This is a genomic window from Phenylobacterium sp. (assembly GCF_965229015.1).
Classification (GTDB): Bacteria; Pseudomonadota; Alphaproteobacteria; order Caulobacterales; family Caulobacteraceae; genus Phenylobacterium.
On record NZ_CBDDIM010000001.1, the window covers coordinates 442,588 to 469,204 of the forward strand.

Genomic DNA, 26,617 nt, shown 5'->3' on the forward strand with positions numbered 1-26,617 from the left:
ATGAGCGGCGTTTGTCATTAAGCCTTGAAATCAACCCATTGGCAGGGCACACGCATGGGGTCCTGCAAGCGAAGACTGGAGTGCTGGGCGGCTTGATTCGACGAGCCGCCAGTGGTGGTGGTCCAGGCTTCGCAGACCCGCAGTCACCGTTCCCCACCCTCCAGGGCTCTGCATGATCTCGTCCCTCTTCGGCGCCATCTCCAACGACATCGCCATCGACCTCGGCACCGCCAACACGCTCATCTATATGAAGGGCAAAGGCATCGTGCTGAACGAGCCATCGGTGGTGGCGCTGCGCAATGTGGGCGGCCGCAAGATCGTCCACGCCGTGGGCATAGAGGCCAAGCAGATGCTGGGCCGCACCCCGGGCCACATGGAGGCCATCCGCCCCATGCGCGATGGGGTCATCGCCGACTTCGAAGTCGCCGAGGAGATGATCAAGTACTTCATCCGCAAGGTTCACAACCGCAAGGGCTTCGTGAACCCCAAGGTCATCGTCTGCGTGCCGTCCGGCGCCACGGCGGTGGAGCGTCGCGCCATCAATGACAGCTGCCTGAACGCCGGCGGCCGTCGCGTGGGCCTGATCGACGAACCCATGGCCGCGGCCATCGGCGCCGGCCTGCCGATCCACGAGCCCACCGGCTCCATGGTCGTCGACATCGGCGGCGGCACCACCGAGGTGGCCGTGCTGTCCCTGTCGGGCATCGTCTATTCGCGCTCGGTCCGCGTCGGCGGCGACAAGATGGACGAGGCGATCATCAGCTACATGCGCCGCAATCATAACCTGCTGATCGGCGAGACCACCGCCGAGCGCATCAAGAAGGAGATCGGCACCGCCCGGGCTCCGGCCGACGGCGAGGGCCTCTCCATCGAGGTCAAGGGCCGCGACCTGATGCAGGGCGTGCCGCGCGAGGTGCGCATCAGCGAGAAGCAGGCCTCGGACTCGCTGGCCGAGCCCGTGGGCCAGATCGTCGAGGCGGTGAAGATGGCCCTGGAGGCCACGCCGCCGGAGCTGGCTTCGGACATCGCCGACAAGGGCATCATGCTGACCGGCGGCGGGGCCCTGCTGCGCGGCCTGGACGCCGAGATCCGCGACCACACCGGCCTGCCGGTGACGGTGGCCGACGACCCGCTGTCCTGCGTGGCGCTCGGCTGCGGCAAAGTGCTCGAACATCCCAAGTGGATGAAGGGCGTGCTCGAATCGACGCTGGCGTAATACTTGCAAATCGGCGTGGGGGAGCGAGGCTTCTCGATCTCCTGAAGACGGGCGGCTAGGTGGCTTTTCGAGAAAGTCCGTTTGGCGAACTGAAGGTGCCGTTGGCGTGGACCGCCGCGGTGGCCCTGATCGTGGCCGTCGTCGTGGCCGTCGCCCTGCTGCTCTCCGACCGGCGCGAGACCTTCCAGTCCGAGGCCTATGGCGTCACCCGCCAGGTGGGCGACAGCATCGCCGCCCCGGTGAGCGGGGCGCTGGCCGCCCCCGGCCGCTGGACGGGACTGGGGATGGAGACCCTGCGGGACTATCTGTTCGCGGTCTCCGAGAACCGCCGGCTCAAGGCCGAGCTGAAGGAAACCCGCCAGTGGCGCGATGTCGCCATCGCCCTGCGCGACACCAATGACCGCTACAAGTCCCTGCTGGGCCTGAAGACCGAGCCGCCGATCCCCATGGTCGCCGCCCGCACGGTGAGCGACAGCCGCGGCCCCTTCGCCAACACCCGCCTGGCCAACGCCGGGATTGAGAAGAACATCCAGCCCGGCAACCCAGTGATGAGCGAGAGCGGCCTGGTGGGCCGCGTCATCGGGGTGACCCGGGGCGCCAGCCGCATCCTGCTGCTCACCGACATCGCCTCGCGCACCCCGGTGATGATCGACCGCACCAATGCGCGCGCCATCCTGACCGGCGACGGCGGGCCCAATCCCAAGCTCGACTACCTGCGGGGCAAGGACCCGGTGAAGCAGGGTGATCGTGTGCTGACCTCGGGCGACGGGGGCGTGCTGCCCCGCGGCCTGCCGGTGGGCGTGGCGGTCAAGGGTCTCGACGGCCGCTGGCGGGTGATCCTGGCCTCCGACGCCGCCCCCATCGATTTCGTCCGCATCCTGCTGTTCCAGGACTTCTCCCAGCTGGCCAAGGCGCAGCAAGAGGAACTGGACAAGATGCCGGTGCCGCCGCCGGCCTCGCCGGTGGCCGGTCTCGCGACGCCCGGCGCACCCGCCGCCAAGCCCCCCACCACCATCACCGCGACTGTGACGACTCCGGCCGCGCCGAAGCCCGCCGCGGCGAAGCCGGCGACGCCCAAGCCAGCGACCCCCAAGCCCGCCGCCAAGCCGGCGGCGCCCAAGCCGACCACGGCCGCGCCCGCCGCGACGCCGCCACCGCCCCAGGCCGCCGCGCCGGAGGTGCCGTTTTGAGCCTTTCGGCCGCCCGTCCTCTGGATCCGTGGCGCTGGCTAGGCTTTCCGATGCTCCAGTGCCTGGGTTGGACCCTGCTGTTCGGCATCCCGCTGCGGGTCTTCACCCTGCAACTGCCTGAGCCGGTGTTCTGCATGGTCCCGGCCTTCGCCTGGGCGGTGATCCGCCCCTCGATCATCGCGCCCTTCGGGGTCCTGCTGATGGGGCTGATCCTCGACATCTTCTGGGGATCGCCGCTTGGGCTGTGGGCCCTGTCCCTGCTGACCGCCTATGGCGTCGTCCTGCTCTGCCGCAATTGGATGGTGGGTCAGAGCCGGCCGATGATGTGGGCCTGGTTCGCCGCGGCCTGCGGCATCGCCAGCCTGGCGGGCTTCCTGTTCACCCGCCTGGACGCGCGCGCATCTCCGAGCCTGATCGCGGTGTTCTGGCAATTCCTGGCCACAATCCTGCTCTACCCCTTCGCCCACCGGCTGATCGACAGGTTCGAGGACGCCGATGTGCGGTTCCGTTAGGATGTCGGGCGCATGAGCGAACCGTCCATCTTCTTCACCGAGGTCAATGAACGGCAGGGGGTCTTCCACCGCCGCGCCTTCCTCATGGGCGGGCTCTCGGGCCTGGGCCTACTGGCCCTGACTGGCCGCTTGGCTCATCTCCAGCTCGTGGAGGCCCAGCGCTATGAGAAGATGTCGGCCTCCAACCAGTTCAATTTCCGGCTGGTGCCGCCGCCGCGCGGCCTGATCGTCGACCGCAACGGCGTGATCCTGGCCTCCAACCGCCCCAACTTCCGGCTGCTGGTCTCCAAGGACGGCAAGCTCGATCCCGCCGAGACCCTCAAGACCCTGGCCAATTTCGTGCCCCTGGACGCCGAGCGTCAGGCCCGCCTGACCAAGGACCTGATCCGCGCCCCCAAGCGCTCGCCGGTCTCGGTGATGGAGGACATGAGCTGGGAGCAGTTCTCGGCCATCAATGTCCGCGCCCCCGAACTGCCCGGCGTCACCGCCGACATGGGGGAGGTGCGGGTCTATCCGCACGGCGGGGCCTTCGCCCACGTCATCGGTTACGTGGCCAAGGTCAACAAGGAGGACCTGGCGCCCACGGGCCCCAATTCCGAGGCCATCATGCTGCACCCGGGCTTCCGGATCGGGCGGCAGGGGGTGGAGAAGGCCTTCGACCTGCCGCTGCGCGGCAGGCCCGGCGCCCAGAAGGTCGAGGTCGACGCCAACGGCCGCGAGGTCCGCCAGGATTCCGGCGGCGACATCCCGGCCACCCCGGGCAAGGAGATCCAGCTCTCCCTGGACGCCGACATCCAGACCCGCGCCCTGGAGGTGATGGGGGACGAGAGCGGGGCGGTGGTCATGCTCGACTGCCGGACCGGCGACGTGCTCTGCATGGCCTCGGCGCCCAGCTTCGACGCCAACCGCTTCGTGCGCGGCATGACCGGCGCCGAGTACCGGGCCCTGGCCAATTACGAGCGCAAGCCGCTGCTGGACAAGGCGATGTCGGGCCTCTACCCGCCGGGCTCGACCTTCAAGCCCACCGTGGCCCTCGCCGCCCTGGAGGCGGGCGTCGATCCCGAGCAGAGGGTCAACTGTTCCGGCGGCTGGTACTATGGTGGCCGCACCTGGCGCTGCTGGAAGCATGGCGGGCACGGCTCGCAGAACATGCACGACGCCATCAAGAACTCCTGCGACATCTACTTCTACCAGACCGCCCTGCGGGTCGGCCCCGACCCCATCGCCCGGGCGGCCCACGCGCTGGGCTTCGGCCAGGTCTTCGACCTGGGGATTCCGGGCCAGAAGAAGGGCATCGTCGGGTCGCGGGAGTGGAAGCGGAAGGCCGTCAAGCGCGAGCCGGTCTGGCAACCGGGGGACTCGGTCAGCTACGGGATCGGCCAGGGCTATATCAACGTCAACGCCCTGCAGTTGGCGGTGATGACCGCGCGTCTGGCCAATGGGCGCAAGGCGCTCAACCCGCGCCTGGTCCGCTCCATCGGCGGCAAGGAGCTGCCCAGCGGCGCCGCGGTGCCCGACCTGCCGTTCAAGCAGGAGAACATCGACTATGTGCGCGGCGGCATGATCGCCGTGGCCAACGACGTCACCGGCACCGCCTATCGGCAGAGCCAGCTTGGCCTGGGGGACGTGATGATGGCCGGCAAGACCGGCACCGCCCAGGTCCGCAGCTATGACAATGTCGCCAACCGCAACAGCGCCAGCGTCCAGTGGAAGCTCAAGGACCACAACCTCTTCGTCGCCTTCGCGCCGTATGACGCGCCGCGCTACGCCCTGTCGGTGATCGTCGAGCACGGCGGCCTCGGCGGCGCCACCGCCGGCGCGCCGCGGGCCCGCGAGGTGATGCGCGTGGCCCTGCTGAAGGACCCCGAGATCCGCGCCCGCATCGAGAAGCCCCTGCCCATGCCGGAGCTCACCCCTGACGGCCTGGCCGAGGGCGCAGCGCCCGAGGCGCCCGTCGCCGGCGCGCCGCCCAACCTCCCGCCGCCCGGAGGCCACATATGACCGTCAGCGCGCTCACCCGGCCCGGCGAACGCGACCGCCTGGTGGTCAAGTTCAGCGAGATCGACTGGCTGTTCTCGCTGGCGCTTTGCCTGATCGCCGGGGCTGGGGCCCTGATGATGTTCTCCATCGCCGGCTCCTCCTGGGAGCCCTGGGCGGGGCCGCACCTGCTGCGCTTCGGCATCCTGTTCGTGGTGATGGTGATCCTGGCCATGGTCGACCTGCGGGTCTGGTTCGCCATCGCCTATCCGCTCTATGGCGCGGGCCTGGTGCTGCTGGTGCTGGTGGAGGCGATCGGCGACGTGCGCATGGGCGCCCAGCGCTGGCTCGATCTCGGGCCGCTGGGCAGCTTCCAGCCGTCGGAGGTGATGAAGCTGGGGATCGTGCTGGCCCTGGCCCGCTTCTACCATTCCATCTCCGCCGAGGACGCCCGCTTCTCCTGGTGGCTGCTGGTGCCCATCGTGATGATCGGCGCGCCGGTGGGCCTGGTGGCCCTGCAGCCGGACCTGGGGACCGCCATGCTGATCGCCATGACCGGCGTGGCCATCGTGGTTCTGGCCGGTCTCGACTGGCGGGTGATCGCCGCGGGCATCGGCGCCTTCGCCCTGGCCGTGCCGCCGGTGATCATGTTCGTGCTGCACGACTACCAGCGCAAACGCATCTTCACCTTCCTGGACCCGGAGAGCGACCCGTCGGGCTCCGGCTACCACATCCTGCAGTCCAAGATCGCGCTCGGCTCCGGCGGCTTCCTCGGCAAGGGCTACGGCCTGGGCTCCCAGAGTCAGCTCAACTTCCTGCCCGAGAAGCAGACCGACTTCATCTTCGCGACCCTGGCCGAAGAGTTCGGCTTCGTGGGCTGCTTCTCGGTGCTGTTCCTCTACGCCGCGGTGATCTTCATGGCCCTGCGCACCGCCTCCCTGGCCCACTCCCACTTCGGGCGGCTGTCGGCGGCCGGGGTGACGGCGACCTTCTCCCTCTATGTGATGATCAATGGCGGCATGGTGATGGGCCTGGCGCCGGTGGTCGGGGTGCCCATGCCCATGCTCTCCTACGGCGGCACCGTCATGGCCACGGTGATGATCGGCTTTGGCCTGGTCCAGGCCGTCCGCGTCCACCGCTATTCCGAGGTGACGAGCGGGAAGGGGACCTTCCTCTAGCTGTTGACAACAACCCTGGGGCGCAACAGCTTGGCCATGGGGGTGGTCAATGTTTCGCATCTTTGGCGCGGCGCTAGGGGCGCTGGTTCTGATCTTGAGCGCGGCGCCCGCCGTGGCCGCTCGGGCCAAGGTGGGTCAGCCGGCGCCTCCGTTCACGGTGGTCACCTTCGGGGGCGATCAGGTGTCTCTGGACGATCTGCGGGGTCAGGTCGTGGTGCTCAACTACTGGGCCACTTGGTGCGGCCCGTGCCGGGTCGAACTGCCGGTCCTGAATGACTATTTCCGCCGCCATCCCCGCCGCGACCTGAAGATCTTCGCGATCACGGTCGACAACACCGTGTCGCCGACCAAACTCAAGCCCCTGGCGGCTCAGCTGACCTTCCCGCTGATCGCGCGGCTTACCGGCGGCGGCTATGGAACCGTGCGGGGGGCGGTGCCCACGAGCTACGTCATCGATCGCGCCGGGGTGGTCCGCTACGCCCAGGCAGGCTCCTTCAGCGCGGCGAGCTTCGAGAAGGTGGTAGGCCCCTTGCTAGCCGAGCCGCCGCCGCGCCGGCCGCCGCCCTCCGAGGGGCCGCAGGTCGCCAGCGCCGCTGCGCCGAAGCCTCGCAAGCCCGTATGGGTCGAAGTTCCCGACGCCGAACAGATGGCGGCAGCCTATCCGACCAAGGCCATGGCGGCCGGCCAAGGCGGTCGGGCGCAAATCCGCTGCAAGGCGACCGCCGACGGCGCCCTGGCCGACTGCAAGGTCGTCTCGGAGGAACCGGTTGGCGAAGGCTTCGGCGACGCGGCCCTGGGCCTGGCCTCGCGGTTCCGGATGCAGACCACCCTGCTGGACGGCGCGTCCGCCGTGGGCGGGACGTTCGATGTCGCGCTTCGGTTCACCGCTCCGGCGGGCGGCGTTCCGACCCCGGTGCCCCTGGCGCGCGACATCAGGTTCTCCCCCACGCCGCCGGCCTATCGGCGTCTGGGCGGGCCGGGACCCTACTATCCGGAGGCGGCTGATCGGGCCGGCGTCGGCGGGGAGGCGACGCTCGAATGCATGGCCGCGGCCAGCGACGGACGCCTGACTGATTGCGTCCGGATTTCGGAGTCGCCTCAACTCTACGATTTCGGGGTCGCGGCGCTCAGGATGGCGGAGGATGGCTGGATCACCGCCGCGCCGGTCGCTGATGGGGCCGCTCACGGCGATCAACGGGTTCGGATCACAGTGCCCTTTAAGGCGCTCGCCCTGCGCTGAACCTGTGCCTAGACCGAGAAGGCCTGGTCCGTCGCCCGCACCAGGCCGTCGACGATGCCGGGCTCGGTGGAGGCGTGGCCGGCGTCCCAGACCACCTCGAAGCGGGCCTCGGGCCACGCGGTCTTCAGGTTCCAGGCGCTTTCCATCGGGGTGACCACGTCGAAGCGGCCCTGGACGATCCAGCCGGGGATGCCGCGGATCTTGCCGATGTTCTTCAGGATCCAGTTGTCCTCGTTGAAGAAGCCGCGATTGGCGAAGAAGTGGCACTCGATGCGGGCGAAGGCGATGGCGAAGTCGATCTCGTTGAACTTCGAGGGGCGGGCCTCCGGGCCACGGATGGAGATGGTGTCGCCCTCCCATTGGCTCCAGGCCGCGGCGGCCTCGGCCTGGACGCGGCGGTCCTTGTGGGTCAGGCGGCGGTGATAGGCGCTGACCATGTCGCCGCGCTCCGCCTCCGGGATCGGGGCCAGGAACTTCTGCCAGGCGTCGGGGAACAGGAAGGAGGCGCCGTCCTGGTAGAACCAGCGCAGCTCCCTCTGGGTCAGCAGGAAGACCCCGCGCAGCACCAGCGCCTCGACCCGCTGCGGATGGGTGATGGCGTAGGCGAGCGCCAGGGTCGACCCCCAGGAGCCGCCGAACACCGTCCACTTCTCGATCCCCAGGTGGATGCGCAGCCGCTCGATGTCGTCGATCAGCGACCAGGTGGTGTTGTCCTCCAGGCTGGCGTTGGGCCGCGACTTGCCGCAGCCCCGCTGGTCGAACAGGACCATGTTCCACTTCGCGGGGTTGAAGAACCTGCGCATGGTGGGGTTGATCGCCCCACCCGGTCCGCCGTGCAGGATGACGCAGGGCTTGCCCTGCGGATTGCCGCAGGCCTCGTAGAAGATCTCGTGCTCCCCGCCGGTGGGCAGCCAGCCATAGGCGTGCGGCTCGCTCTCCGGGAAGAGACCTCTGCGGTTGGCCGAGGAGGAAAGGGCGGGCGGCGGGGTGTTGCGTTCCATCGCCCCCAATCTAGCGCGGGAAGCGCCGGTCCATCCAGCCGAGGATGAGGTCATTGACCTCTTTAGGCTTTTCTTGCTGCGTCCAGTGCCCGGAATCCTTCACCAGGGCCTTCTCCAGGTCGCCGATATAGGCCTCCATCCCCTCGGCCATGGCGGGCGAGAGCACCACGTCCTTCTCGGCCATGATCATCAGGCAGGGGATGTCGTCCACGCGGGTCGGCAGGTCGGCCGAGCGCTCCCAGTTGCGGGTGAAGTTGCGGTACCAGTTGATGCCGCCGGTGAAGCCGGTGGCCTCGAAGCTCTCCACGAAGGCGGCCAGCTCGTCGGCGGTCAGCAGCTGGTTGGCGGTGTCGGACTTGTCCCAGGCGGCGATGGCGTCCCCGAAGGCGAAGGTGGACTGGCCCTCGGCGGCCGGGGTCGACATGTCCAGGCCCGCGCCGGCCTCGACGTCGCCGAGCGCCGCGGGCGTGCGCATGAAGAAGCGGATGGTCTTGTCGACGTCGGCGCCCAGCACCGCGTCGGCCTCGCCGGGCTTCTGGAACCAGACGATGTACATGTCCTCGCCGAAGGCCATGCGCATCGCCGCGATGGGGTCGAAGGGCCCGCGCGGCATGAAGGGGGTGTTGAGGCCGATGATCCCGGCGCAGCGGTCGGGATGCATCAGGGGCATCTGCCAGGTGACGATGCCGCCCCAGTCGTGGCCGCAGAATACCGCCTTCTTCACCCCCAGGTGGTCGAGCAGGCCGACGAGGTCGCCGGTGAGGTGCTCCAGATCATAGTCGGTGATCGCCTCGGGCCGGGAGGTCAGCCCATAGCCGCGCTGGTCCGGGGCGATGGCCCAGCGACCGGCGGCCTCGCAGGCGGCGAGCTGATGGCGCCAGGAGAAGGCCAGTTCCGGGAAGCCGTGGCAGAAGACGATCGGCGTCCCCTGGCCCCGCGGTCCCACCTCGTAATAGGCCATGTCGATTCCGTTGACCTGGGCGTGCTGCACGGGCGGCATCTGGCGGGCGAGGGCGGACATGGCGGCGTTTCCTTGAGCGTTTCGTCCATCATGCGGGCCTTCCTTCCGCGTAAGGCAAGCCTTGCCGGTTCTCAGTTGGCCGAACCGGGTTAGAAGAGGCCATGAGCGATCCCACCGCCCGGCGCGCGCCAGAGAAGACCCCCTGGGGGCTGGTGATCCTGCTGGGGTCGCTGACCGGCTTCGCGCCGATGTCCATCGACATGTACCTTTCAAGTCTGCCGGCGATCGGCCTCGATCTGCACGCCAGCCCCGCCCAGACCCAGGGGACCCTGGCGGCCTTCTTCGCCGGCATGGCGGTGGGGCAGTTCATCTATGGCCCGGCCTCCGACCGTTTCGGCCGCCGCCCACCCATCGTGGCCGGTGTGGCGATCTATGTTCTGGCCTCCATCGCCTGCGCCCTGGCCTTCACGCCGGAGATGCTGATCGGGGCGCGGTTCGTCCAGGCCCTCGGCGGTTGCGCCGGCGGGGTGGTGGCCCGGGCGGTGATCCGTGACCGCTTCAACCACACCGAGACGGCGCGGATGCTGTCCCTGATGACCCTGATCATGGGCCTGGCGCCGATCCTGGCGCCCATGCTGGGCGCGGCCCTGCTGGTGCTGGGAGGCTGGCGGCTGAACTTCTGGTTCCTGGCGCTGTTCGGCCTGACCGTAGGCGGCTTCGCCCTGTGGCGGATGACCGAGTCCCGCTCGGCCGAGACCCTGGCCCAGGCCCGTTCGGAGAGTCCCTTCGGCGCCTATCTCGCCCTGGTCCGCCAGCCGCGCCTGGTGGGTTACGCCCTGGCCGGCGCCCTGAACGGCGCGACCCTGTTCACCTACATCTCCAGCGCTCCGGACCTGCTGATGGGGACCTATGGCGCCTCGCCGACCGTGTTCCCGATCCTGTTCGGGGTGAACGCCGCGGCGATCATCGGGTCCAGCCAGATCAACCGCTTCCTGCTGCGGCGCTGGACGCCGGACGAGGTGCTGGCCACCGCCAGCCTCGCCTCGGTGGCGGCCGCGGCCCTGCTGTCCCTGGCCGCGGTGACCGGGGTCGGCGGCGGCTGGACGGTCCTGCCGCTGCTGTTCCTGCTCCTGGGCACCTATGGCTTCATGCAGGGCAACACCATGGCCGGGGCCTTGAACGTCGACACCCGCCGCGCGGGCTCGGTCTCGGCCCTGATGGGCGGCGCCTCCTTCGGCGTCGGCGCCCTGGCCTCGGGCCTCACCGGCATCCTGCACGACGGCACGCCCCGGCCCATGGCGCTGACCATGCTCGTGGCCCTGATCGGCTCGGCGCTCGCCCTGCGTCTGCTGGCCCTGCCTAGGCGGCCCTAGGTCGGCTCCACGCCAGCGCCGCCCAGCCGGCCATGAAGGCCAGGCCGCCGAGGGGGGTGATCGCCCCCAGCCAGTGCGGCGCGCCCAGGCCCATGGCCCACAGCGAGCCCGAGAACAGCGCCAGGCCTGCCAGGAACAGCGGCGGCGCCAGGGCCGCGCCCCGGCCGGATCGCTGGCCGGCGGCGAACAGCGCGAGCATGTGGACAAAGCCATAGACGGCGCCGGTCCTCAGCCACTCCTGGGCCTTGGGATCGGTGACGCCGTGGGCGGCGAAGGCGCCGAAGCCCACGCAGAGGAAGCCGCCGATGGCGGCCAGACGAAACCAGCGACCCATATGATCTATCCCCAGAGCCGCGGACGGCGGCCCTTCCAGGGGACTTCCTTCTCAAGTTGCGCGGCCAGGCGGAAGAGGGTGGCTTCGTCGGCGTAGCGGGAGCTGAACATCATGCCGATGGGCAGGCCGTTCTCCGACGTCTCCAGCGGCAGGGAGATGGAGGGCTGGCCGGAGAAGTTCATCGGCGGGGTGAAGGGGAAGGCCGCCCCCTGGCGGCGGTTCACCTCCTTGGGCTCCAGATTCACCGGGTCGATGAAGCCGATCTCCGGAACCGGGGTCCCCATCACCGGGCAGAGATAGACGTCGATGTCCTCGAAGGCCGCCAGGGTCCTGCGATTGAGCATCCGCAGCTCCTGCAGGGCGCGGAAGGCGTCGGCGCCGGTCACCTTGCGGCCGCCCTTCAGCGACGCCCAGGTCAGGGGCTCCAGTTCGTGCGGCTCGGGCTCACGGCCGATCTCGTCGATCAGCCGGGCCATGCCGGCGGCGAAGTTGGCGCCGCTCACCGGTCCGCGCGCGGCGTAGAGGGCGCGGTAGTCGATGCCGAGCCCGCGCGGGAAGACGTCGTGCCCCAGGGCCTTGAGCTGCGCGGCGGTGCGTTCGAGGGCCGCCTGGATCTCCGGATCGATGGGCCGGCCCGAGGCGGTCTCCGAGGACCAGGCGATCCGCAGCCGGCCGGGGTGGGTCTCGACCTCCTCCATATAGGGCCGGGCCTTGGGCGGGGCCGGGTAGGGGGCGCCCGGCTCCGGCCGGCCGGTGGCGTCCAGCATGGCCGCGGAGTCGCGCACGGTGCGGGTCACCACATGGTCCACCACGAAGCCGGCCGCATAGTCGAAGCCGTCGGGCAGGTTCGGATTGCGGTCGCGGGTGACCTTCAGGCCCACCAGGCCGCAGCAGGCCGCGGGGATGCGGATCGACCCCAGGCCGTCGCTGGCGTGGGCCATGGGAACCATGCCGGCGGCCACCGCCGAGGCCGAGCCGCCCGAGGAGCCGCCGGAGATGTGATGGGGATTCCAGGGATTGCGGCAGGGGCCCAGCAGGGCCGACTCCGTCGTCCCGGTGATGCCGTACTCCGGGGTGTTGGTCTTGCCGAGCGGGATGACGCCCGTCTCACGATAGCGCCGGGTCAGGCCGCCGTCCTCGGCGTCGACGATGTCGGCGGCGAAGCGGCTGCCCGAGGTCCGGGGCCATCCGGCCACGGGCATGGCCAGGTCCTTGATCAGGAAGGGCACGCCCTTGAAGGGACCGTCGGGCAGGGGGCCCTTGGCCCGCGCGCGGGCCTCGTCATAGGCGGTGTGGACCACCGCGTTGAGCGCGCCATTGTGGCGCTCGATCCGCTCGATGGCGGCGTCCACCAGCTCCAGGGGGCTCACCTCGCCCTTGGCCACCAGGGCGGCCAGGCCCAGTCCGTCGAAGTCGGAATATTCGGGAAACGCCATGGTCCTACCTTTGGCCTGCGGGCATGAGGAAGCTCATCTTGGCGACGGGTTCGAGGCTGGGGGCCTGGCGCTTCAGCACCGCGAAGGCTTCCTCGGCGGCGTCGAGAGCGGCGTCGATGTCGGCCTCCGTCATCGCCGCGCACATGAACATGTTGTGCCAGGGGTGGACGTAGACCCCGCGGTTCAGCATCTCGCTGGACCAGCAGAAGCCTTTCCTGAGGTCGGGGTCGTCGTCGAACAGGAAGAGCGGCATCTGCACCGGGCCCGAGACCCGGAAGCCGAAGCCCGCCGCCTGGGCCCGCTCTCGCAGGCCGTCCGCCAGCCGATCGCCCAGGCTTTGCAGGCGCTCCAGATAGTCGGTGTCGCGCACCAGGCGCAGGGTCTCCAGGGCCGCGGCCATGGGGGCGGCCTGGAACCAGAAGGAGCCGGTGACATAGATCTGGGTCGCGGCCTTCCTGGCCTTTTCGGCGCCGAGCATCATCGAGATTGGGTGGCCGTTGGCCAGGCACTTGCCCCAGGTCGACAGGTCCGGCTGCACGCCGATCCGCGACCAGGACAGGTCGCGGGCCAGCCGCAGGCCCGCGCGGACCTCGTCGACGATCAGCAGGGCGCCGGTGCGATCGCAGATCTCGCGGGCCCGCTGCGCATAGGCCAGGTCCGGCTCGGCCTGGTCGATGAAGGCGTCGTGCTTGAAGGGGGCGGCGAAGATCGCGGCCAGGTCGTCGCCGGCCTGGGCCGCGGCCGCCTCAAGGCTGGCCACGTCGTTATAGTCGCAGAAGATCTGGTGGGCCTGGTCGCTGGGCACCGTGCCCGCGGGCCGGTTGACGCACCAGGTCGCCGCCCCGTGATAGGCGCCCTTGGCCCGGATGATGGTCTTGCGCCGGGTGTGCTGGCGGGCGGTGGAGAGCGCCATCGAGGTGGCGTCCGTGCCGTTCTTGCAGAAGATCGCCCAGTCGGCGTGGCTCACCAGGGCGACCATCTCCTCGGCCAGGCGGACCATCAGCTCTGTGGGGCCGGTCAGGGTGTCGCCCAGGCCGAGCTGGCGGACATAGGCCGCGTCGATCTCCGGGTTGGCGTAGCCGAACAGGTTGGGGCCATAGGCGCACATGAAGTCGAGATATCGGTTCCCGTCCACGTCCCAGAGGTGGGCGCCCTCGCCGCGGGCGAAGAACTGCGGATAGTCGTCGGGGAGCAGACCCACCGCCTGGTGGCCATACATGCCGCCCGGGATCACCGCGGCGGCGCGCTCGCGCAGGGCGCGGTCTCGGATGTTGGGTCGGCTCATCGGTGTCCCTCAGTTCGCCAATTGCCATGGCTTGGGCAGACCTTACGCTCCGCGCGGAACTCGGCAACCGGGAGCGGACGATGAAGGCGGTGATCGGGGCCCTGTTGGGCGCATTGGTGGCGACGACAGCCCAGGGGGCGAGCAAGAGCTTCCAGGACTGGACGGTGGTCTGCGACAACACCCGCAACTGCACGGCCTTCGGCTTCTCGGAGGAGGACTCGGAGGAAACGCCCTTCCTGCGGCTTGAGCGGCCGGCCGCCGGGGCGGCGGCGCCCAGGATCAAGCTGGTCATGGTCGGAGAGAACGGACCTGGCGCGGTCTGGGCCGTCCGGGTCGACGGCAAGCCCGTTCCCGGTCTCACCCCCCGGGCGAAGGGCAACGCCGAGGTCGTGCTGACGGCGCCCCAGGCGCGCGCCCTGCTGGCGGCCATCCGCAACGGGGCCCGCCTGAGCCTGGCGCCGGGGCGAGGTGAGGTGCTGCTGAGCGGCAGTGCGGCCGCCCTGCGCTGGATGGACGAGCAGCAGCGGCGGGCGGGCACCGTCACCGCCCTGGTGGCGGCTGGGCCTAGGCCCGCCTCGGCCGTGCCGCCACCGCCTGCGCCGCCCCTGGTTCGGCCGGCCCCCGCGGTGTCACAGGACGGGCTGCCCGACGCGCTTCTGCCCGGCATGCGCGCCCTGCTCGGGGAGGATTGCGACCAAGGCCTGCTCTCGGAGGACTACGCCCCCATCATCGCCCGCCTCTCCCCCGGGGTCGTCCTGTATGGAGAGCTCTGCTACCGGGGCGCCTATAACGAGATCTACGGCTTCCTGCTGGCCGACGAGAAGGGCGGTCATGCGCGTCGCGCGGCGATCCCCAACCTGGACGGTTCGACCACCCACCTGCTGATGAACGTCGATTTCGATCTGGATAGCCAGACCCTGAGCAATTTCGAGAAGGGGCGCGGGCTCGCCGACTGTGGCGGCATGAATTCCTGGGTCTGGGACGGACGGGCCTTCCGCATCGCCGAGCAGATCGAAATGCCGGAGTGCCGGGGTGTGCAGGGGGAGGAGTGGCCGGTTCTGTTCCGCTCGCGCCAGAAATAGGCGGTCAGAACATCCCCAGCAGGGTGGCGAAGAAGGCCACGACGGCGGCGATGATCGCCTTGGACAACACCCCCAGCACGATGATGCTCACCGCGGCCATCACCCAGCCGATGATCGCCGCATAGCCGTCCCGTTCGGCGGCGCCGATGGCGAAGGCGGCAATGGCGAAGGAGGGCAGCATGTTGCCGAAGGGGATCGGCAGGAAGACCACGATCGACAGCGAGAAGCAGATGGCCCCCATCAGCCGGTCGCCGAAGCGATTGTACATGAAGGTCAGCCGGGGCTTCAGCCGCCGCTCGATCTTCTCCAGGTGCGGCGTGAGCTTGGCGCAGAGACTGCGGAAATCGCTCATGCTCATGGTTCGGGCCAGCAGGGCCTTGGGCAACCACAGGGTTCGGCGGCCGAGCATCCACTGGGCCGTGATGAAGGCCAGCGGCGCCCCGAGGATGGCCGAGATCCCGGGGGGCATGGGCAGGACCAGGGGGGCGGCGAAGACGAAGATCAGGGCCCCGAAGGCGCGGTCGCCGAAGGTCTCCAGGATGTCGGCCACCGACACCTTGCGCGACTTGCCCTGGCCGATCAGCTCGAGCAGTTCGGAGACGCTGGCGGCGCGGAGTTTCTCGGTCATCGTCCCCTGCGGCTACACGCTTGCGCGTCGGTGCGGAAGGGCTGATGCGATCACTTCGCGCTACCGATTGCGCAATGGGGAAAAGCCGACCCGACTCGCGCTAGGCGTGGCTGGGCCATGTCCCAGACGGTGCGCCTTGGTCTGTTCTACGGAGCCATCTTCATCGGGGGCGGCGCGGCCTCGCCCTACATTCCGGTCTGGTTCGACCACCGCGGCCTGAGCGGGGCGCAGATCGGCCTGATCCTGTCGGCGCCGCTGCTGGCGCGGACCTTCACCGCGCCCCTGCTGGCCATGTGGGCCGACAGCTTCTCCCTGCGCCGGACCCCCCTGATCCTGATGGGGGTGGCGATGGCGATCGGCTACGGCCTGCTGGCCGCGCCCTTCGGTTTCGCCTGGTGGTTCGGGCTCTGGTTCATCGCCTCGACCATGTACGCCACCGTGGGGCCCCTGACCGATGTCGTGGTCCTGGCCCGGTCGCAGAGGGACGGCTTCAACTATGGCTGGCCGCGGGGCATGGGGTCGGTGGCCTTCATCATCGCCAATGTCGGCATGGGCCTGATCCTGGCCCGCGGCTCGCCGGAGCTGGTGCTGGTCTGGATCACCCTGGCGGCCCTCGCCGTGGCCATCGGCGCGCGATACCTGCTGCCCCCCGATCCGGTGCGCGCCGGGGGCGGGGTCGCGGCCCTTTCGGAGCGCATGGCCGGGCTCGGCGAGCTGTTCCGCGACAAGGACTTCATGCTGGTGGTGATCTCCGCGGGCCTGATCCAGTCTGCGCACGCCTTCTACTATTCCTTCTCCACCCTGGCCTGGCGCAACCAGGGAATTCCCGAGCAGATGACCGGCGTGCTCTGGGGCGTGGGCGTCGGGGTCGAGGTGGCCTTCCTGTGGTTCATGGAGCCTTGGCGGCGGCGGTTCGGGGCGCGCAACCTGCTGGTCCTGGGCGGGGTGGCCGCGGTGGTCCGCTGGGGCGCCCTGGCGATGTCGCCGCCGCTCTGGCTCGTCTTCCCGATCCAGGCCCTGCACACCCTGACCTATGCGGCGACCTTCATGGGATCCCTGCAACTGGTTGACCGGCTGTCGCGGCCCGCCAACGCCTCGGCGGCCCAGACCATCAACTCGGCCCTGTCGGGCGGGGTGCTGAGCGGGGTGGCCACCATCGTCTCCGGCGCGCTCTTCGACAGCATAGGAGCCAAGGGCTATTTCGTCATGGCGGCCATGTCCCTGGCGGGCCTGGCCGGGGCGCTCAGGCTCTACGGCGTTCGGCGGCTGGACGACTGAGGGCGTCGGCCATGGCCCGGATGCTGGCCCGCACCGCCTGGTCGATCTCGGCCAGGGAGGTGGTGGCCTGGTCGGAGAACTCGCGGGCCTGGGGCACGTGCAGGAAGCCCACCGACGGCGCCGCGGCCTCCGCCAGCAGCCGGTAGAGGGTGAAGTTGCAGAGATAGTCGCCGGCGTCGTCGGACAGGCGCGCGGCGAGATTGGCGCCGATCAGGGCGCCCAGCATGTCCTCGGTCGGGGCGGTCGAGGCCAGGGCCCCAGGCCCGTCGGACCGGATGACCGAGCCCTCCCAGGTCGCCCCCGCATGGTCGGGCTTGGCGCGGGCGGCGCGGTTGCGGGCCACGGTCTCCACCCGGAAGGCGTCCGCGTCGGTGGCGACCCCCACCACCAGCACCGCGTCGGCCGGCCGGGCGCCCAGGGCCGCCTGGACCGTCTCCACCGATCCGGTCCAGGCCACCGGCAGACATAGGCAGTCCAGCACGACGCCCTGCGGCGCCCAGGCGTCCTGCGCAAGGGCCTCGACCACGGCGGCGGCGGGGTTGCGAGGAGCGGCCGGAAAGGATCCGAAGCCGCAGACCAGCAGGCGGGGATGAGTCATGAACACGACACTGGCCCGGCGATGTGGCGATGGGATGGCGGGTGACGCCACGACAGTCTTGCAGCCCGCGCGGATGGGGCGACTATGGGCTCAAAACACGGACGGGAGGACCGCCGATGCACGCGCTGGAAGTGACCGCACCCTGGGGCGCCGAGCAGATCGCGGTGGTGGAGCGCGACGACCCGACCCCCGGCCACGGCCAGGTCCTGGTGCGCATGAAGGCGGTGTCGCTGAACTATCGTGACCTGCTGATGATCAACGGCATGTACAGCCGCGGCTCCGGCCAGGCCGGGACCATCACCCCCTTCTCCGACGGCTGTGGCGTGGTGGAGGCCGTGGGGCCGGGTGTGACCCGGGTGGCCGTGGGCGACCGCATCGCCACCCTGTTCTTCCAGAATTGGCAATCGGGCCGCCCGACCCTGGAGAAGCTGTCCTCGTCCCTGGGCTTCCCGATCCCCGGCGCCGGCGCGGAGCTGCAGCTGTTCAGCCAGGAAGGGGTCTCGAAGGTCCCGGCCTATCTGACGGACCAGCAGGTGGCGACCTTGCCCTGCGCGGCGCTGACCGCCTGGCGCGGCCTGTTCGAGGACGCCCGCCTCGAACCGGGCGACACCGTGGTCCTGCAGGGCACCGGCGGGGTGTCGATCTTCGGCCTGCAGTTCGCCCACGCGGCGGGCTACCGCACCTTCATCACCTCGTCCTCCGACGAGAAGCTGGCCCGGGCCAAGGCGCTCGGGGCCGACCACCTTCACAACTACCGGACCGATCCCGAGTGGGCCAAGGCCGTGCGCGCGACCACCGGCGGGGTGGGGGCCGACTTCATCATGGAGGTCGGCGGCGCGGGCACCATCCACCAGAGCCTGAGGGCCATCCGCATCAACGGCCACATCGCCATCATCGGGGTGGTGGCCGGGGCGGGCGAGGGGGTCAATCCCGGCGCCCTGATCAGCAACTCCGCGCGCCTTCAGGGCCTGTCGGTGGGGTCACGGGAGATGTTCGAGGCCATGTGCCGGGCCCTTGAGCTGCATCGCATCTCGCCGGTGGTGGACAAGGTGTTCCCCTTCACGGAGGCCGCGGCGGCCTTCGCCGCCATGGCCGCCGGCGAGCATTTCGGAAAAATCGTTCTCACCTTCTGAGGAGGCGTGCATGCGTACCAAAGGCATCAATCACCTGGCGCTCGTCTGCCGCGACATGGGCGAGACCGTCAGGTTCTACCGCGACGTGCTGGGCATGCCGCTCACCAAGACCATCGCCCTGCCGGACGGCGGCCAGCACTTCTTCTTCGACTGCGGGGGCGGGGCCAGCGTGGCCTTCTTCTGGTGGCCGGAGACCCCGGCCGCGGCGCCGGGGATCGCCTCGGTGGCCAAGTTCCCGCAGAGCCCGAAGTCGGCGGTGGGCTCCATGAACCATGTGGCCTTCGACATGGACTCCGACGACCTGCAGGACAGCATCAAGCGGTTGCAGGCGGCCGGCGTCGAGGTCCTGCCCATGGTGGTGAACCACGACGACAGCCCCGCCGGCGTCGCCGCCGAGCTGCATCCGGGGGTCTTCGTCCGCTCGGTCTATTTCACCGATCCCAACGGGATCATGCTGGAGTTCGCGGCCTGGACGAAGGGCTTCGGCCCCGAGGACGTGGCCCACGAACCGGCCGGCGCGGCGGTGGAAGTCTGATGCCCCGCCTGAGGCAGATCTCCCGCGCCGAGGCCACCTCCGAGGTGGTCACCAAGACCTACGACCTGCTGTTCGGCGACCGCGACCCGGTGGCCGAGCCGGGGACGGCGACGGGCACGGCCGGCGACTGGTGGACGGTGTTCGCCAACAGCCCCGACATCCTGAGGCACGCCAACCAGGGCTTCGCCCTCTACCGCACGCCCGACCGCAAGCTCGATCCGGTGCTGCGGGAGCTGGCCCAGACCCGGGCGGGCTGGGCGCGGGGCAGCCAGTTCGTCTTCTCCCAGCACTGCAAATCGCTGCGCGGCCTGAAGGTGTCGGAGGACCGGATCGACGCGGTGCCGCACTGGCAGGTGGCCGACTGCTACACGCCGGAGGAACGCGCGGTCCTGGCCTATGCCGATTGCCTGGTGCTGCAGGGCGGCCGCACGCCCGAGCCGGTGTTCGCGGCCCTGAGGACCTTCCTGGACGACGAGCGGATCCTGGAGCTGACCTACATCACCTGTCTCTACGACATGCACGCGGTGATGAGCCGGGCCCTGCGCCTGGAGTTCGACGACCGGGACGATCCGATCGTGGAGGTTGCGCCGCCGAAGGACTTCAGCGCGCGGGACTTCCTCGACACGGGGCGCCGCTCTGATTGAGCTTTACACGTTATAGATGGTATTCGCAGGTCTTCGAGCCCGGATTCGTCGTGAGGATTTAAGTCTATCTTGAGTCTTCGAGGCTAGGTTGCTGACGCTGATCCGTTGTAGCGGCGCCCGGAGATTGACTTGGAGTTGCATCACGACCCCACCCAGGCGACGGCATCCAAGGTCGTCAGCCTGGCGCCGCAGCTTATCGAGCGCCTGGTCGCCGGGCAGGGGACCCCGATCCGGCGCATCGAGCAGGCCCTGCGGCCCTATCATGTGCAGGCCTCGCCGCGTCCGGACGCCCTGGCCCTGGCCGGCGACGAGATCGCCGTGACCCTGGCGGCGGCCATCCTCGAGAAGATCGCCGAACTGCTGCGCACCGAGGCAAGCCACGAAGGCCTGGTGGAGGAGGCGATCGGCGCCGCCATCGGCCACGCCCTGAAGTTCGACCTGGCCTACCGGCTCAAGGGGATCAGCCAGGCCGTCCGGCCGATGTCGCTGAGCCAGGTGGGGTTCATGAACACCCTGCTGTTCTCCGACCGGTCCCTGATCTTCGGGGTCGGGCCCACCGGCACCGGCAAGACCCACCTGGCCATAGCCGCGGGCCTGAGCCTGCTGGCCGAGGGGCGGATCAAGCACCTGGTGATGACCCGGCCCCGGGTGATGCTGGAGGGCGAGACCATGACGGCGGCCCTGCGGGCCGAGACCGCCTATGACGAACAGCTCACCCCCATCGAGGACGAACTGCGCCAACTCATCGGCCACGACGAGATCCACCAACTCACCGAACGCGGGATGATCGAGGTCCTGCCGCTTGGCCGAATGCGCGGGCGGACCTTCAACGACAGCCTGCTGCTGGTGGATGAGGCCCAGAACATGACGGTGGGCAAGATGCGGATGGCCGCCACCCGCATCGGCCGCAACGGGCGGCTGGTGGTGACCGGTGATCCCGCCCAGGTGGACCTGGCGGGCGGCGACGAGGTGTCGGGCATGAGCCACCTGCTCAAGCTGGTGGCGGGGACCGACCTGGCCGCCGTGCACCGCTTCGAGACCTATCAGATCATCCGAAACCCGGTGGTGGCGCGGCTGGAGGCCCTCTATTCCCAGGCCGGCGGCGCCGCGGAGATGCGGGCCGCCGCCTGAGGCCGGCTAGATCGAGTAGTCCAGCTCGCCCTCGAGCCAGGCGGTGATCTGCTCGGCGGCCTCGGTGGGGGAGGTCTTGGTGGTGTCGATGCGGATCTCGGGGGCCTCGGGTTCCTCATAGGGGCTGTCGATGCCGGTGAAGTTCTTCAGCTCCCCGGCGCGGGCCTTCTTGTAGAGGCCCTTGACGTCGCGGGCCTCGGCGACGGCCAGGGGGGTGTCGATGAAGACCTCCACGAAGTCGCCCTTGGCCTGCAGGTCGCGGGCCAGGCGGCGCTCGGCCCGGAAGGGCGAGATGAAGCTCACCAGCACGATGAGGCCGGCGTCCACCATCAGCTTGGCCACCTCGGCGACGCGGCGGATGTTCTCCACCCGGTCCTCGTCGGTGAAGCCCAGGTCCTTGTTGAGGCCGTGGCGGACATTGTCGCCGTCCAGCAGGTAGGTGTGGCGGCCGTTGGCGTGCAGCTTCTTCTCCACCAGGTTGGCGATGGTGGACTTGCCCGAGCCCGACAGGCCGGTGAGCCAGACGACCCGGCCGCGCTGGCCCTTCAGGGCGGCGCGGGCGGCCTTGTCGACGTCGAGGGCCTGCCAGTGGACGTTCTGGCTGCGGCGCAGGGCGAAGTGGATCATGCCGGCGGCGACGGTGCGGTTGGAGATCCGGTCGATGAGGATGAAGCCGCCGAGGTCGCGGTTGTCCTTGTAGGGGTCGAAGGCGATGGGGGCGTCGAGGCTGAGATTGCAGACCCCGATCTCGTTGAGCTCCAGCCGCTTGGCGGCCAGGTGCTCCATGGTGTTGACGTTGACCTTGTACTTGGGCTCGGTGATCGAGGCGCCGACGGTGCGGGTCCCGATCTTCAGCAGATAGGGGCGGCCCGGCAGCATGGCCTCGTCGTCCATCCAGACGATCGTGGCCTCGAACTGGTCGGCCACCGGCGGCGGGCTGGCGGCGACGGAGATGACGTCGCCGCGGCTGATGTCGATCTCGGTGGTCAGGGTCAGGGTCACCGACTGGCCGGCCACGGCCTGATCGAGGTCGCCGTTGAAGGTGACGATGCGCTCGATGGTGCTCTCGCGGCCCGAGGGCAGGGCCTTGATCCTGTCGCCGGGCTTGATGACGCCGGTGGAGATCAGGCCCGAGAAGCCCCGGAAGTCGAGGTTCGGGCGGTTGACCCACTGGACCGGCATGCGGAACGGGCGGCTCTGCAGGTCGTCCTCCACCGGCAGGCTCTCCAGCAGGGCCATCAGAGGCGGGCCGTCGTACCAGGGGGCGGCGTCGCTGTGTTCGGTGATGTTGTCGCCCTTCAGCGCCGACATCGGGATGGCGGTGAAGTCGGTGATGCCGATCTGGGCGGCGAAGGCGCGGTACTCGGCCAGGATGGTGTCGTAGGTCTCCTGGCTCCAGCCCACCAGGTCCATCTTGTTGATGGCCAGGATCACGTGGCGGATGCCCAGCAGGCTGACGAGATAGGAGTGCCGGCGGGTTTGGGTCAGCACGCCCCGGCGGGCGTCGATCAGGATCACAGCGGCGTCGGCGGTCGAGGCGCCGGTGACCATGTTGCGGGTGTACTGCTCGTGGCCCGGGGTGTCGGCGACGATGAACTTGCGCTTGTCGGTGGAGAAGAAGCGGTAGGCGACGTCGATGGTGATGCCCTGCTCGCGCTCGGCGGCCAGGCCATCCACCAGCAGGGCGAAGTCGATGTCGCCCCCCTGGGTGCCGACTCGCTTGGAGTCGGCCTCCAGGGCGGCCATCTGGTCGTCCAGGATCATCTTGGAATCATAGAGCAATCGCCCGATCAAGGTCGACTTGCCGTCGTCCACCGAGCCGCAGGTGATGAAGCGCAGCAGGCTCTTGTGCTCGTGGGCGTGGAGATAGGCGTCGATGTCCTCGGCGATCAGGGACGACTGGTGGGCCCCGGCCTGGGAACTGGCTTGGGCGGTCATCAGAAGTACCCTTCCTGCTTCTTCTTCTCCATGGAGGCGGCCTGGTCGTGGTCGATGGCCCGGCCCTGGCGCTCCGATGTGGTGGTGAGCAGCATCTCCTGGATGATTTCCGGGAGCGTGGCGGCGGTGCTCTCCACCGCGCCGGTGAGCGGGTAGCAGCCGAGCGTGCGGAACCGCACCGACTTCATCATCGGAACTTCGCCGGGCTTGAGCGGCATGCGGTCGTCGTCGACCATGATCAGCATGCCGTCGCGCTCCACCACCGGCCGCTCGGCCGAGAAGTAGAGCGGCACGATGGGGATGTTCTCCAGGTGGATGTATTGCCAGATGTCCAGCTCGGTCCAGTTGGAGATCGGGAAGGCGCGGAAGTTCTCTCCGGCAGCCTTGCGCGTATTGTAGAGATGCCAGAGCTCGGGGCGCTGGTTCTTGGGGTCCCAGCGGTGCTGGGCTGAGCGGAAGGACAGCACCCGCTCCTTGGCGCGGCTCTTTTCCTCATCGCGCCGGCCGCCGCCGAAGGCCGCGTCGAAGCCGTACTTGTCGAGCGCCTGCTTCAGGCCCTCGGTCTTCCACATGTCGGTGTGCAGGCTGCCGTGGTCGAAGGGGTTGATGCCCCGCTCCACAGCCTCGGGGTTCTTGTAGACCAGCAGGTCGGCCCCCAGCTCGGCGGCCATCCGCGCGCGCATCTCGTACATCGCCTGGAACTTCCAGGTGGTGTCGACGTGCAGCAGGGGGAAGGGCAGCTTGCTCGGGAAGAAGGCCTTCTGGGCCAGGCGCAGCATCACCGCGCTGTCCTTGCCCACCGAATAGAGCATGACCGGGTTCTCGCACTCGGCCACCACCTCCCGGAAGATGTGGATGCTCTCAGCCTCCAGGCGCTGGAGGTGGGTGAGCGTGGCCGGCGAAATCTCCGGCTTGGATGCGAGAGCGGGGACCGCCATCAGGAAACCTTGCAGTTCGACATCAGCCATACCTCGGCCAGGCGGGTGACTTACGAGAGGCCCGCCCGGGTTACGACAGAGAATTCCTGACAGCGTGTCGAGGAAAGGGCCACCGCCTTTGGTGTCCGAAAGCCGCCACCTATGTGGTGGCGATGTCCGAAAACCGCGAGACTTCATCCCTTGAGCGGCAGACTATCAGCTCATGGATATGAACGACGACGCCTGCTACCGCGCCTTCTCGATGCGAGACGCCCGTTTCGACGGTCGCATCTTCGGCGCCGTGAAGACCACCGGCATCTACTGCCGTCCGGTCTGCCCCGCCCGCACCCCCAAGCGCGAGAACATCGCCTTCTACCCCTCGGCCGCCGCGGCGCAGGAGGCCGGCTTCCGGCCCTGCCTGCGCTGCCGGCCGGAGACCTCGCCGGACCTGGGCTCCTGGAAGGGCACCTCCAACACCGTCTCCAGGGCGCTGTCCCTGATCGAGCAGGGGGCGCTGGACGAGGGCGACGTCGACGGCCTGGCCGAACGGCTCGGGGTCGGCGAGCGCCAACTCCGGCGGCTGTTCCGTCAGCACCTGGGCGCCTCGCCGGTGGCGGTGGCCCAGACCCGGCGGGTGTTGCTGGCCAAGCAGCTGATCCATCAGACCCACCTGCCCATGGCCGAGGTGGCCATGGCCTCGGGCTTCGGCAGCGTCCGGCGTTTCAACGAGACCTTCCAGCAACTGTTCGATCGGCCGCCCGGCGCCCTGCGGCGCTCCGGCGGGGCCGATGTCGCCGCCAGCGATGGGGCGGGAACCACGATCCGGCTGCCCTATCGCGCCCCCTATGACTGGGACGCCATGCTGGCCTTCTGGACCCTGCGGGCCATTCCCGGGGTCGAGACGGTGACCGGCCGCCGCTACGCCCGCCTGCTGCAGGTGGGCGAGGCCCACGGCCTGGTGATCGTGGCCCAGGGGGAGGGGGACTGGCTGGACGTCACCCTGCGCTTCCCGAAGGTCCAGGCCTGGCCGGCGGTCATCGCCAAGCTGCGCCGCGTCTTCGACCTGGCCGCCGATCCCGCCCTGATCGGTGGGCATCTCTCCGAGGATCCGGAGCTGGCGGCCCTGGTGGCCAAGCGGCCGGGCCTGAGGGCGCCCGGCGCCTGGGACGGCTTCGAGCTGGCGGTCCGAGCGGTGCTGGGCCAGCAGATCACCGTGGTCGCCGCCCGCAACCTGGCGGGCAAGATCACCGCGGCCCTTGGCTCGGCCGTGCAGGACGAGGCGGCCAACGCGCTGGGCCTCACCCACCTGTTCCCGACGCCGCAACAACTGGCCCAGGCCGATGTCGAGACCCTCGGCATGCCCCGCGCCCGGGGCCGGGCGCTCGTCTCCCTCGCAGAGGTCGCCGCCGCCGATCCGGACCTGTTCGGGATGAAGCGCAGCCTGGAGGAGGCCGTCGCCCAGCTCCGCGCCCTGCCGGGGATCGGGGAGTGGACGGCGCAATACATCGCCATGCGGGCCCTGCGGGAGCCCGACGCCTTCCCCCACGCCGACCTCGGCCTGCTGCGGGCCCTGGAGGACGAGAACGGCCTTCGCCCGACGCCGGCCGAGCTGCTGGCGCGGGCCGAGCGGTGGCGGCCCTGGCGGGCCTACGCCGCCTCCCACCTGTGGGCGTCCGACGCGGCGCTCGATCCCAAGATCACCAAGGACAAGACCCATGACCAAGTCGCTGCCTGAAACCCTGATCCTCGACCGCGTCGCCACCCCGGTGGGGGAGGCCCTGCTGGTGGTGGACGAAGCCGGCGTGCTGCGCGCCTTCGACTTCGCCGACTACGAGCCGCGCATGCGCACCCTGATGGGGCGTCACTATCCCGGCATGGCGCTGACGCCGGGCCAGGCGCCGGACGCGCTGCGTGAGGCCGTGGGCCGCTATTTCGGCGGCGACCTCGACGCCCTGGCCGCGATCGCCTGGGCCACCAATGGCACGGCCTTCCAGCGCAAGGTCTGGGACGCGCTCTGCACGATCCCGGCGGGCGAGACCCTCAGCTACAAGGGCCTGGCCGAGCGCATCGGCAAGCCCAGCGCCATGCGCGCCGTGGGCCTGGCCAACGGCTCCAACCCCGTCGCCGTGGTGGTGCCCTGCCACCGGGTGATCGGCGCCAATGGCGGGCTGACCGGCTACGGCGGCGGCCTGCCGCGCAAGCGCTGGCTGCTGGCCCACGAAGGCGCCGCGTTCAAGGACTCGCTCGCCGCCTGAAGCGCGTTCCAGGGACGGCCGCCACCGGCTAAGCTTGCGGAGCGGCCATCTCGGGAGGCGATCATGAAACTCTGGATCGGCGCTGCGGCGCTCGGGGCGGTCGGCCTGGCGGCGGGCGTCGCGGCGGCTCAATCCTGGGGCGGCGGCGCGGGTTTCAACGGTCCGGGCCCCGGCAATGCGCCGAGGGCCACCCTCTATGAACTGCCCAACTTCCAGGGCCGCCAGATCACGGTGACGGCCACCGCCGAGAACATGGCGCCCATGGGCTTCAACGACCTGGCCCAGAGCGCGCGGCTGCAGGGCCGCTGGCGGGTCTGCGAGGACTCCGGCTATCGCGGCAAGTGCCGCGACATCAGCGGCGACATCCCCGACCTGAACACCCAGGGACTGGGCCTGAAGATTTCCTCGCTGCAGGCCTATTTCGAGGGCGCCTGGTCGCGCGGCGGCGGCTGGGGCCGGCCCGGACAGCCCGGGCCCTACGAGGGCGCGACCGGGGTGCTGTTCCCCTATCCCAACATCATGGGCCTGGACATCTCGCCCAACAGCTCCGGGGCCAACGCCTTCTGCCGCTCGGTGCAGCTCGGCTATTCGGCCTATTACGACTCCAGCCAACGGGCGCGCCTGGCCCTGGACGGCGAGGGGCGTTACGTCGCCGACAGTCCGGTGATCCGGGACGTATTTTGTCGTAAGCGCTGAGTTCGCGGGTCGATTGGCCCGCGCCCAGGTTACATGACGAAAATTTCACGTTACATGACGTCGCCGTAAGGCCGCGCTT

25 protein-coding genes are annotated in these 26,617 nt (G+C 69.6%); 16 read left to right on the forward strand and 9 right to left on the reverse strand.

Going from position 1 to position 26,617, the window contains the following annotated elements; translation table 11 throughout:
• The first annotated feature begins 172 nt into the window (after positions 1–172).
• Genes ACO06I_RS02140 through ACO06I_RS02165 form a run of 6 tightly spaced genes read left to right on the forward strand, consistent with a single transcriptional unit; the run spans position 173 to position 7,313 of the window.
• Positions 173–1,216, forward strand: a complete 1,044-nt coding sequence (locus tag ACO06I_RS02140) for a rod shape-determining protein (protein ID WP_215341221.1) — start codon at positions 173–175, stop codon at positions 1,214–1,216.
• A 59-nt stretch (positions 1,217–1,275) separates the two neighbouring features.
• Positions 1,276–2,406 carry a rod shape-determining protein MreC gene (gene mreC / locus ACO06I_RS02145; protein WP_421930983.1) on the forward strand — a complete coding sequence of 377 codons (1,131 nt, stop codon included), beginning with the start codon at positions 1,276–1,278 and terminating at the stop codon, positions 2,404–2,406.
• Positions 2,403–2,918 (forward strand): hypothetical protein, encoded by a 516-nt coding sequence (locus tag ACO06I_RS02150; RefSeq protein ID WP_421930984.1) that lies wholly within the window; start codon positions 2,403–2,405, stop codon positions 2,916–2,918. Before mreC ends, ACO06I_RS02150 begins: the two co-directional genes overlap by 4 nt.
• A gap of 12 nt (positions 2,919–2,930) precedes the next feature.
• A complete protein-coding gene (mrdA, locus tag ACO06I_RS02155; RefSeq protein ID WP_421930985.1) occupies positions 2,931–4,919 on the forward strand; it encodes a penicillin-binding protein 2 in 1,989 nt (662 codons plus the stop codon).
• A complete protein-coding gene (rodA, locus tag ACO06I_RS02160; protein ID WP_421930986.1) occupies positions 4,916–6,073 on the forward strand; it encodes a rod shape-determining protein RodA in 1,158 nt (385 codons plus the stop codon). The genes mrdA and rodA overlap by 4 nt, the downstream gene beginning before the upstream one ends.
• A 49-nt stretch (positions 6,074–6,122) precedes the next feature.
• Positions 6,123–7,313 carry a redoxin domain-containing protein gene (locus tag ACO06I_RS02165; RefSeq protein ID WP_421930987.1) on the forward strand — a complete coding sequence of 397 codons (1,191 nt, stop codon included), beginning with the start codon at positions 6,123–6,125 and terminating at the stop codon, positions 7,311–7,313.
• An 8-nt stretch (positions 7,314–7,321) separates the two neighbouring features.
• Here the strand turns inward: ACO06I_RS02165 and pip are convergent, their stop codons facing one another.
• Both pip and ACO06I_RS02175 read right to left on the reverse strand, forming a co-directional pair.
• The gene (gene pip / locus ACO06I_RS02170) at positions 7,322–8,314 is read right to left on the reverse strand and encodes a prolyl aminopeptidase (RefSeq protein WP_421930988.1); all 993 of its coding nucleotides are present in this window, start codon (positions 8,312–8,314) and stop codon (positions 7,322–7,324) included.
• A gap of 10 nt (positions 8,315–8,324) precedes the next feature.
• A complete protein-coding gene (locus ACO06I_RS02175) occupies positions 8,325–9,335 on the reverse strand; it encodes an alpha/beta fold hydrolase (protein WP_421930989.1) in 1,011 nt (336 codons plus the stop codon).
• A 101-nt stretch (positions 9,336–9,436) separates the two neighbouring features.
• Between ACO06I_RS02175 and ACO06I_RS02180 the strand changes: the two genes are divergently transcribed.
• The gene (locus ACO06I_RS02180; protein WP_421930990.1) at positions 9,437–10,648 is read left to right on the forward strand and encodes a multidrug effflux MFS transporter; all 1,212 of its coding nucleotides are present in this window, start codon (positions 9,437–9,439) and stop codon (positions 10,646–10,648) included.
• Here the strand turns inward: ACO06I_RS02180 and ACO06I_RS02185 are convergent.
• Genes ACO06I_RS02185 through ACO06I_RS02195 form a run of 3 tightly spaced genes read right to left on the reverse strand, consistent with a single transcriptional unit; the run spans position 10,635 to position 13,703 of the window.
• Positions 10,635–10,982, reverse strand: coding sequence for a DUF423 domain-containing protein (locus ACO06I_RS02185; RefSeq protein ID WP_421930991.1), 348 nt, complete (start codon positions 10,980–10,982; stop codon positions 10,635–10,637). The two genes, ACO06I_RS02180 and ACO06I_RS02185, sit on opposite strands and share 14 nt — an antisense overlap.
• Positions 10,983–10,987: 5 nt before the next feature.
• Complete coding sequence (locus ACO06I_RS02190; RefSeq protein WP_421930992.1) at positions 10,988–12,418, reverse strand: amidase; 1,431 nt, start codon at positions 12,416–12,418, stop codon at positions 10,988–10,990.
• 4 nt (positions 12,419–12,422) lie between these two features.
• Entirely contained in the window at positions 12,423–13,703 is a 1,281-nt protein-coding gene (locus ACO06I_RS02195) for an aminotransferase class III-fold pyridoxal phosphate-dependent enzyme (protein WP_421930993.1), read from the reverse strand.
• Positions 13,704–13,783: 80 nt separating this feature from the next.
• Between ACO06I_RS02195 and ACO06I_RS02200 the strand changes: the two genes are divergently transcribed.
• Positions 13,784–14,785: a DUF1176 domain-containing protein gene (locus ACO06I_RS02200; RefSeq protein WP_421930994.1), complete on the forward strand. Its 1,002-nt coding sequence runs from the start codon at positions 13,784–13,786 to the stop codon at positions 14,783–14,785.
• Positions 14,786–14,789: 4 nt separating this feature from the next.
• Here the strand turns inward: ACO06I_RS02200 and ACO06I_RS02205 are convergent, their stop codons facing one another.
• Positions 14,790–15,413 carry an exopolysaccharide biosynthesis protein gene (locus ACO06I_RS02205; protein ID WP_421930995.1) on the reverse strand — a complete coding sequence of 208 codons (624 nt, stop codon included), beginning with the start codon at positions 15,411–15,413 and terminating at the stop codon, positions 14,790–14,792.
• A gap of 117 nt (positions 15,414–15,530) precedes the next feature.
• On the opposite strand from ACO06I_RS02205, the gene ACO06I_RS02210 reads away from it, so the two are divergent.
• Positions 15,531–16,691: an MFS transporter gene (locus ACO06I_RS02210; RefSeq protein ID WP_421930996.1), complete on the forward strand. Its 1,161-nt coding sequence runs from the start codon at positions 15,531–15,533 to the stop codon at positions 16,689–16,691.
• Here the strand turns inward: ACO06I_RS02210 and ACO06I_RS02215 are convergent.
• Positions 16,657–17,289 carry a hypothetical protein gene (locus ACO06I_RS02215; RefSeq protein ID WP_421930997.1) on the reverse strand — a complete coding sequence of 211 codons (633 nt, stop codon included), beginning with the start codon at positions 17,287–17,289 and terminating at the stop codon, positions 16,657–16,659. The genes ACO06I_RS02210 and ACO06I_RS02215 overlap by 35 nt on opposite strands.
• A gap of 116 nt (positions 17,290–17,405) precedes the next feature.
• On the opposite strand from ACO06I_RS02215, the gene ACO06I_RS02220 reads away from it, so the two are divergent.
• The 4 genes from ACO06I_RS02220 (at position 17,406) to ACO06I_RS02235 (ending at position 20,732) form a co-directional block, all read left to right on the forward strand.
• Positions 17,406–18,422 (forward strand): zinc-dependent alcohol dehydrogenase family protein, encoded by a 1,017-nt coding sequence (locus ACO06I_RS02220; RefSeq protein ID WP_421930998.1) that lies wholly within the window; start codon positions 17,406–17,408, stop codon positions 18,420–18,422.
• Between the two features lie 10 nt (positions 18,423–18,432).
• Positions 18,433–18,957: a VOC family protein gene (locus tag ACO06I_RS02225; protein ID WP_421930999.1), complete on the forward strand. Its 525-nt coding sequence runs from the start codon at positions 18,433–18,435 to the stop codon at positions 18,955–18,957.
• A complete protein-coding gene (locus tag ACO06I_RS02230; RefSeq protein ID WP_421931000.1) occupies positions 18,957–19,601 on the forward strand; it encodes a carboxymuconolactone decarboxylase family protein in 645 nt (214 codons plus the stop codon). The genes ACO06I_RS02225 and ACO06I_RS02230 overlap by 1 nt, the downstream gene beginning before the upstream one ends.
• Positions 19,602–19,730: 129 nt before the next feature.
• On the forward strand, positions 19,731–20,732 hold the full coding sequence (locus tag ACO06I_RS02235; protein WP_421931001.1) for a PhoH family protein: 1,002 nt from the start codon (positions 19,731–19,733) through the stop codon (positions 20,730–20,732).
• A 6-nt stretch (positions 20,733–20,738) separates the two neighbouring features.
• Here the strand turns inward: ACO06I_RS02235 and cysN are convergent, their stop codons facing one another.
• Both cysN and cysD read right to left on the reverse strand, forming a co-directional pair.
• Positions 20,739–22,670, reverse strand: a complete 1,932-nt coding sequence (gene cysN, locus ACO06I_RS02240; RefSeq protein WP_421931002.1) for a sulfate adenylyltransferase subunit CysN — start codon at positions 22,668–22,670, stop codon at positions 20,739–20,741.
• Positions 22,670–23,608, reverse strand: coding sequence for a sulfate adenylyltransferase subunit CysD (gene cysD / locus ACO06I_RS02245; protein WP_421933590.1), 939 nt, complete (start codon positions 23,606–23,608; stop codon positions 22,670–22,672). The genes cysN and cysD overlap by 1 nt, the downstream gene beginning before the upstream one ends.
• A gap of 202 nt (positions 23,609–23,810) precedes the next feature.
• On the opposite strand from cysD, the gene ACO06I_RS02250 reads away from it, so the two are divergent.
• The 3 genes from ACO06I_RS02250 to ACO06I_RS02260 all read left to right on the forward strand — a co-directional run bounded on the left by ACO06I_RS02250 (position 23,811) and on the right by ACO06I_RS02260 (position 26,538).
• Positions 23,811–25,322, forward strand: a complete 1,512-nt coding sequence (locus ACO06I_RS02250) for an AlkA N-terminal domain-containing protein (protein ID WP_421931003.1) — start codon at positions 23,811–23,813, stop codon at positions 25,320–25,322.
• Complete coding sequence (locus tag ACO06I_RS02255) at positions 25,303–25,842, forward strand: methylated-DNA--[protein]-cysteine S-methyltransferase (protein WP_421931004.1); 540 nt, start codon at positions 25,303–25,305, stop codon at positions 25,840–25,842. Before ACO06I_RS02250 ends, ACO06I_RS02255 begins: the two co-directional genes overlap by 20 nt.
• 63 nt (positions 25,843–25,905) lie before the next feature.
• Positions 25,906–26,538 carry a beta/gamma crystallin-related protein gene (locus ACO06I_RS02260; protein WP_421931005.1) on the forward strand — a complete coding sequence of 211 codons (633 nt, stop codon included), beginning with the start codon at positions 25,906–25,908 and terminating at the stop codon, positions 26,536–26,538.
• Positions 26,539–26,617 lie beyond the last annotated feature (79 nt).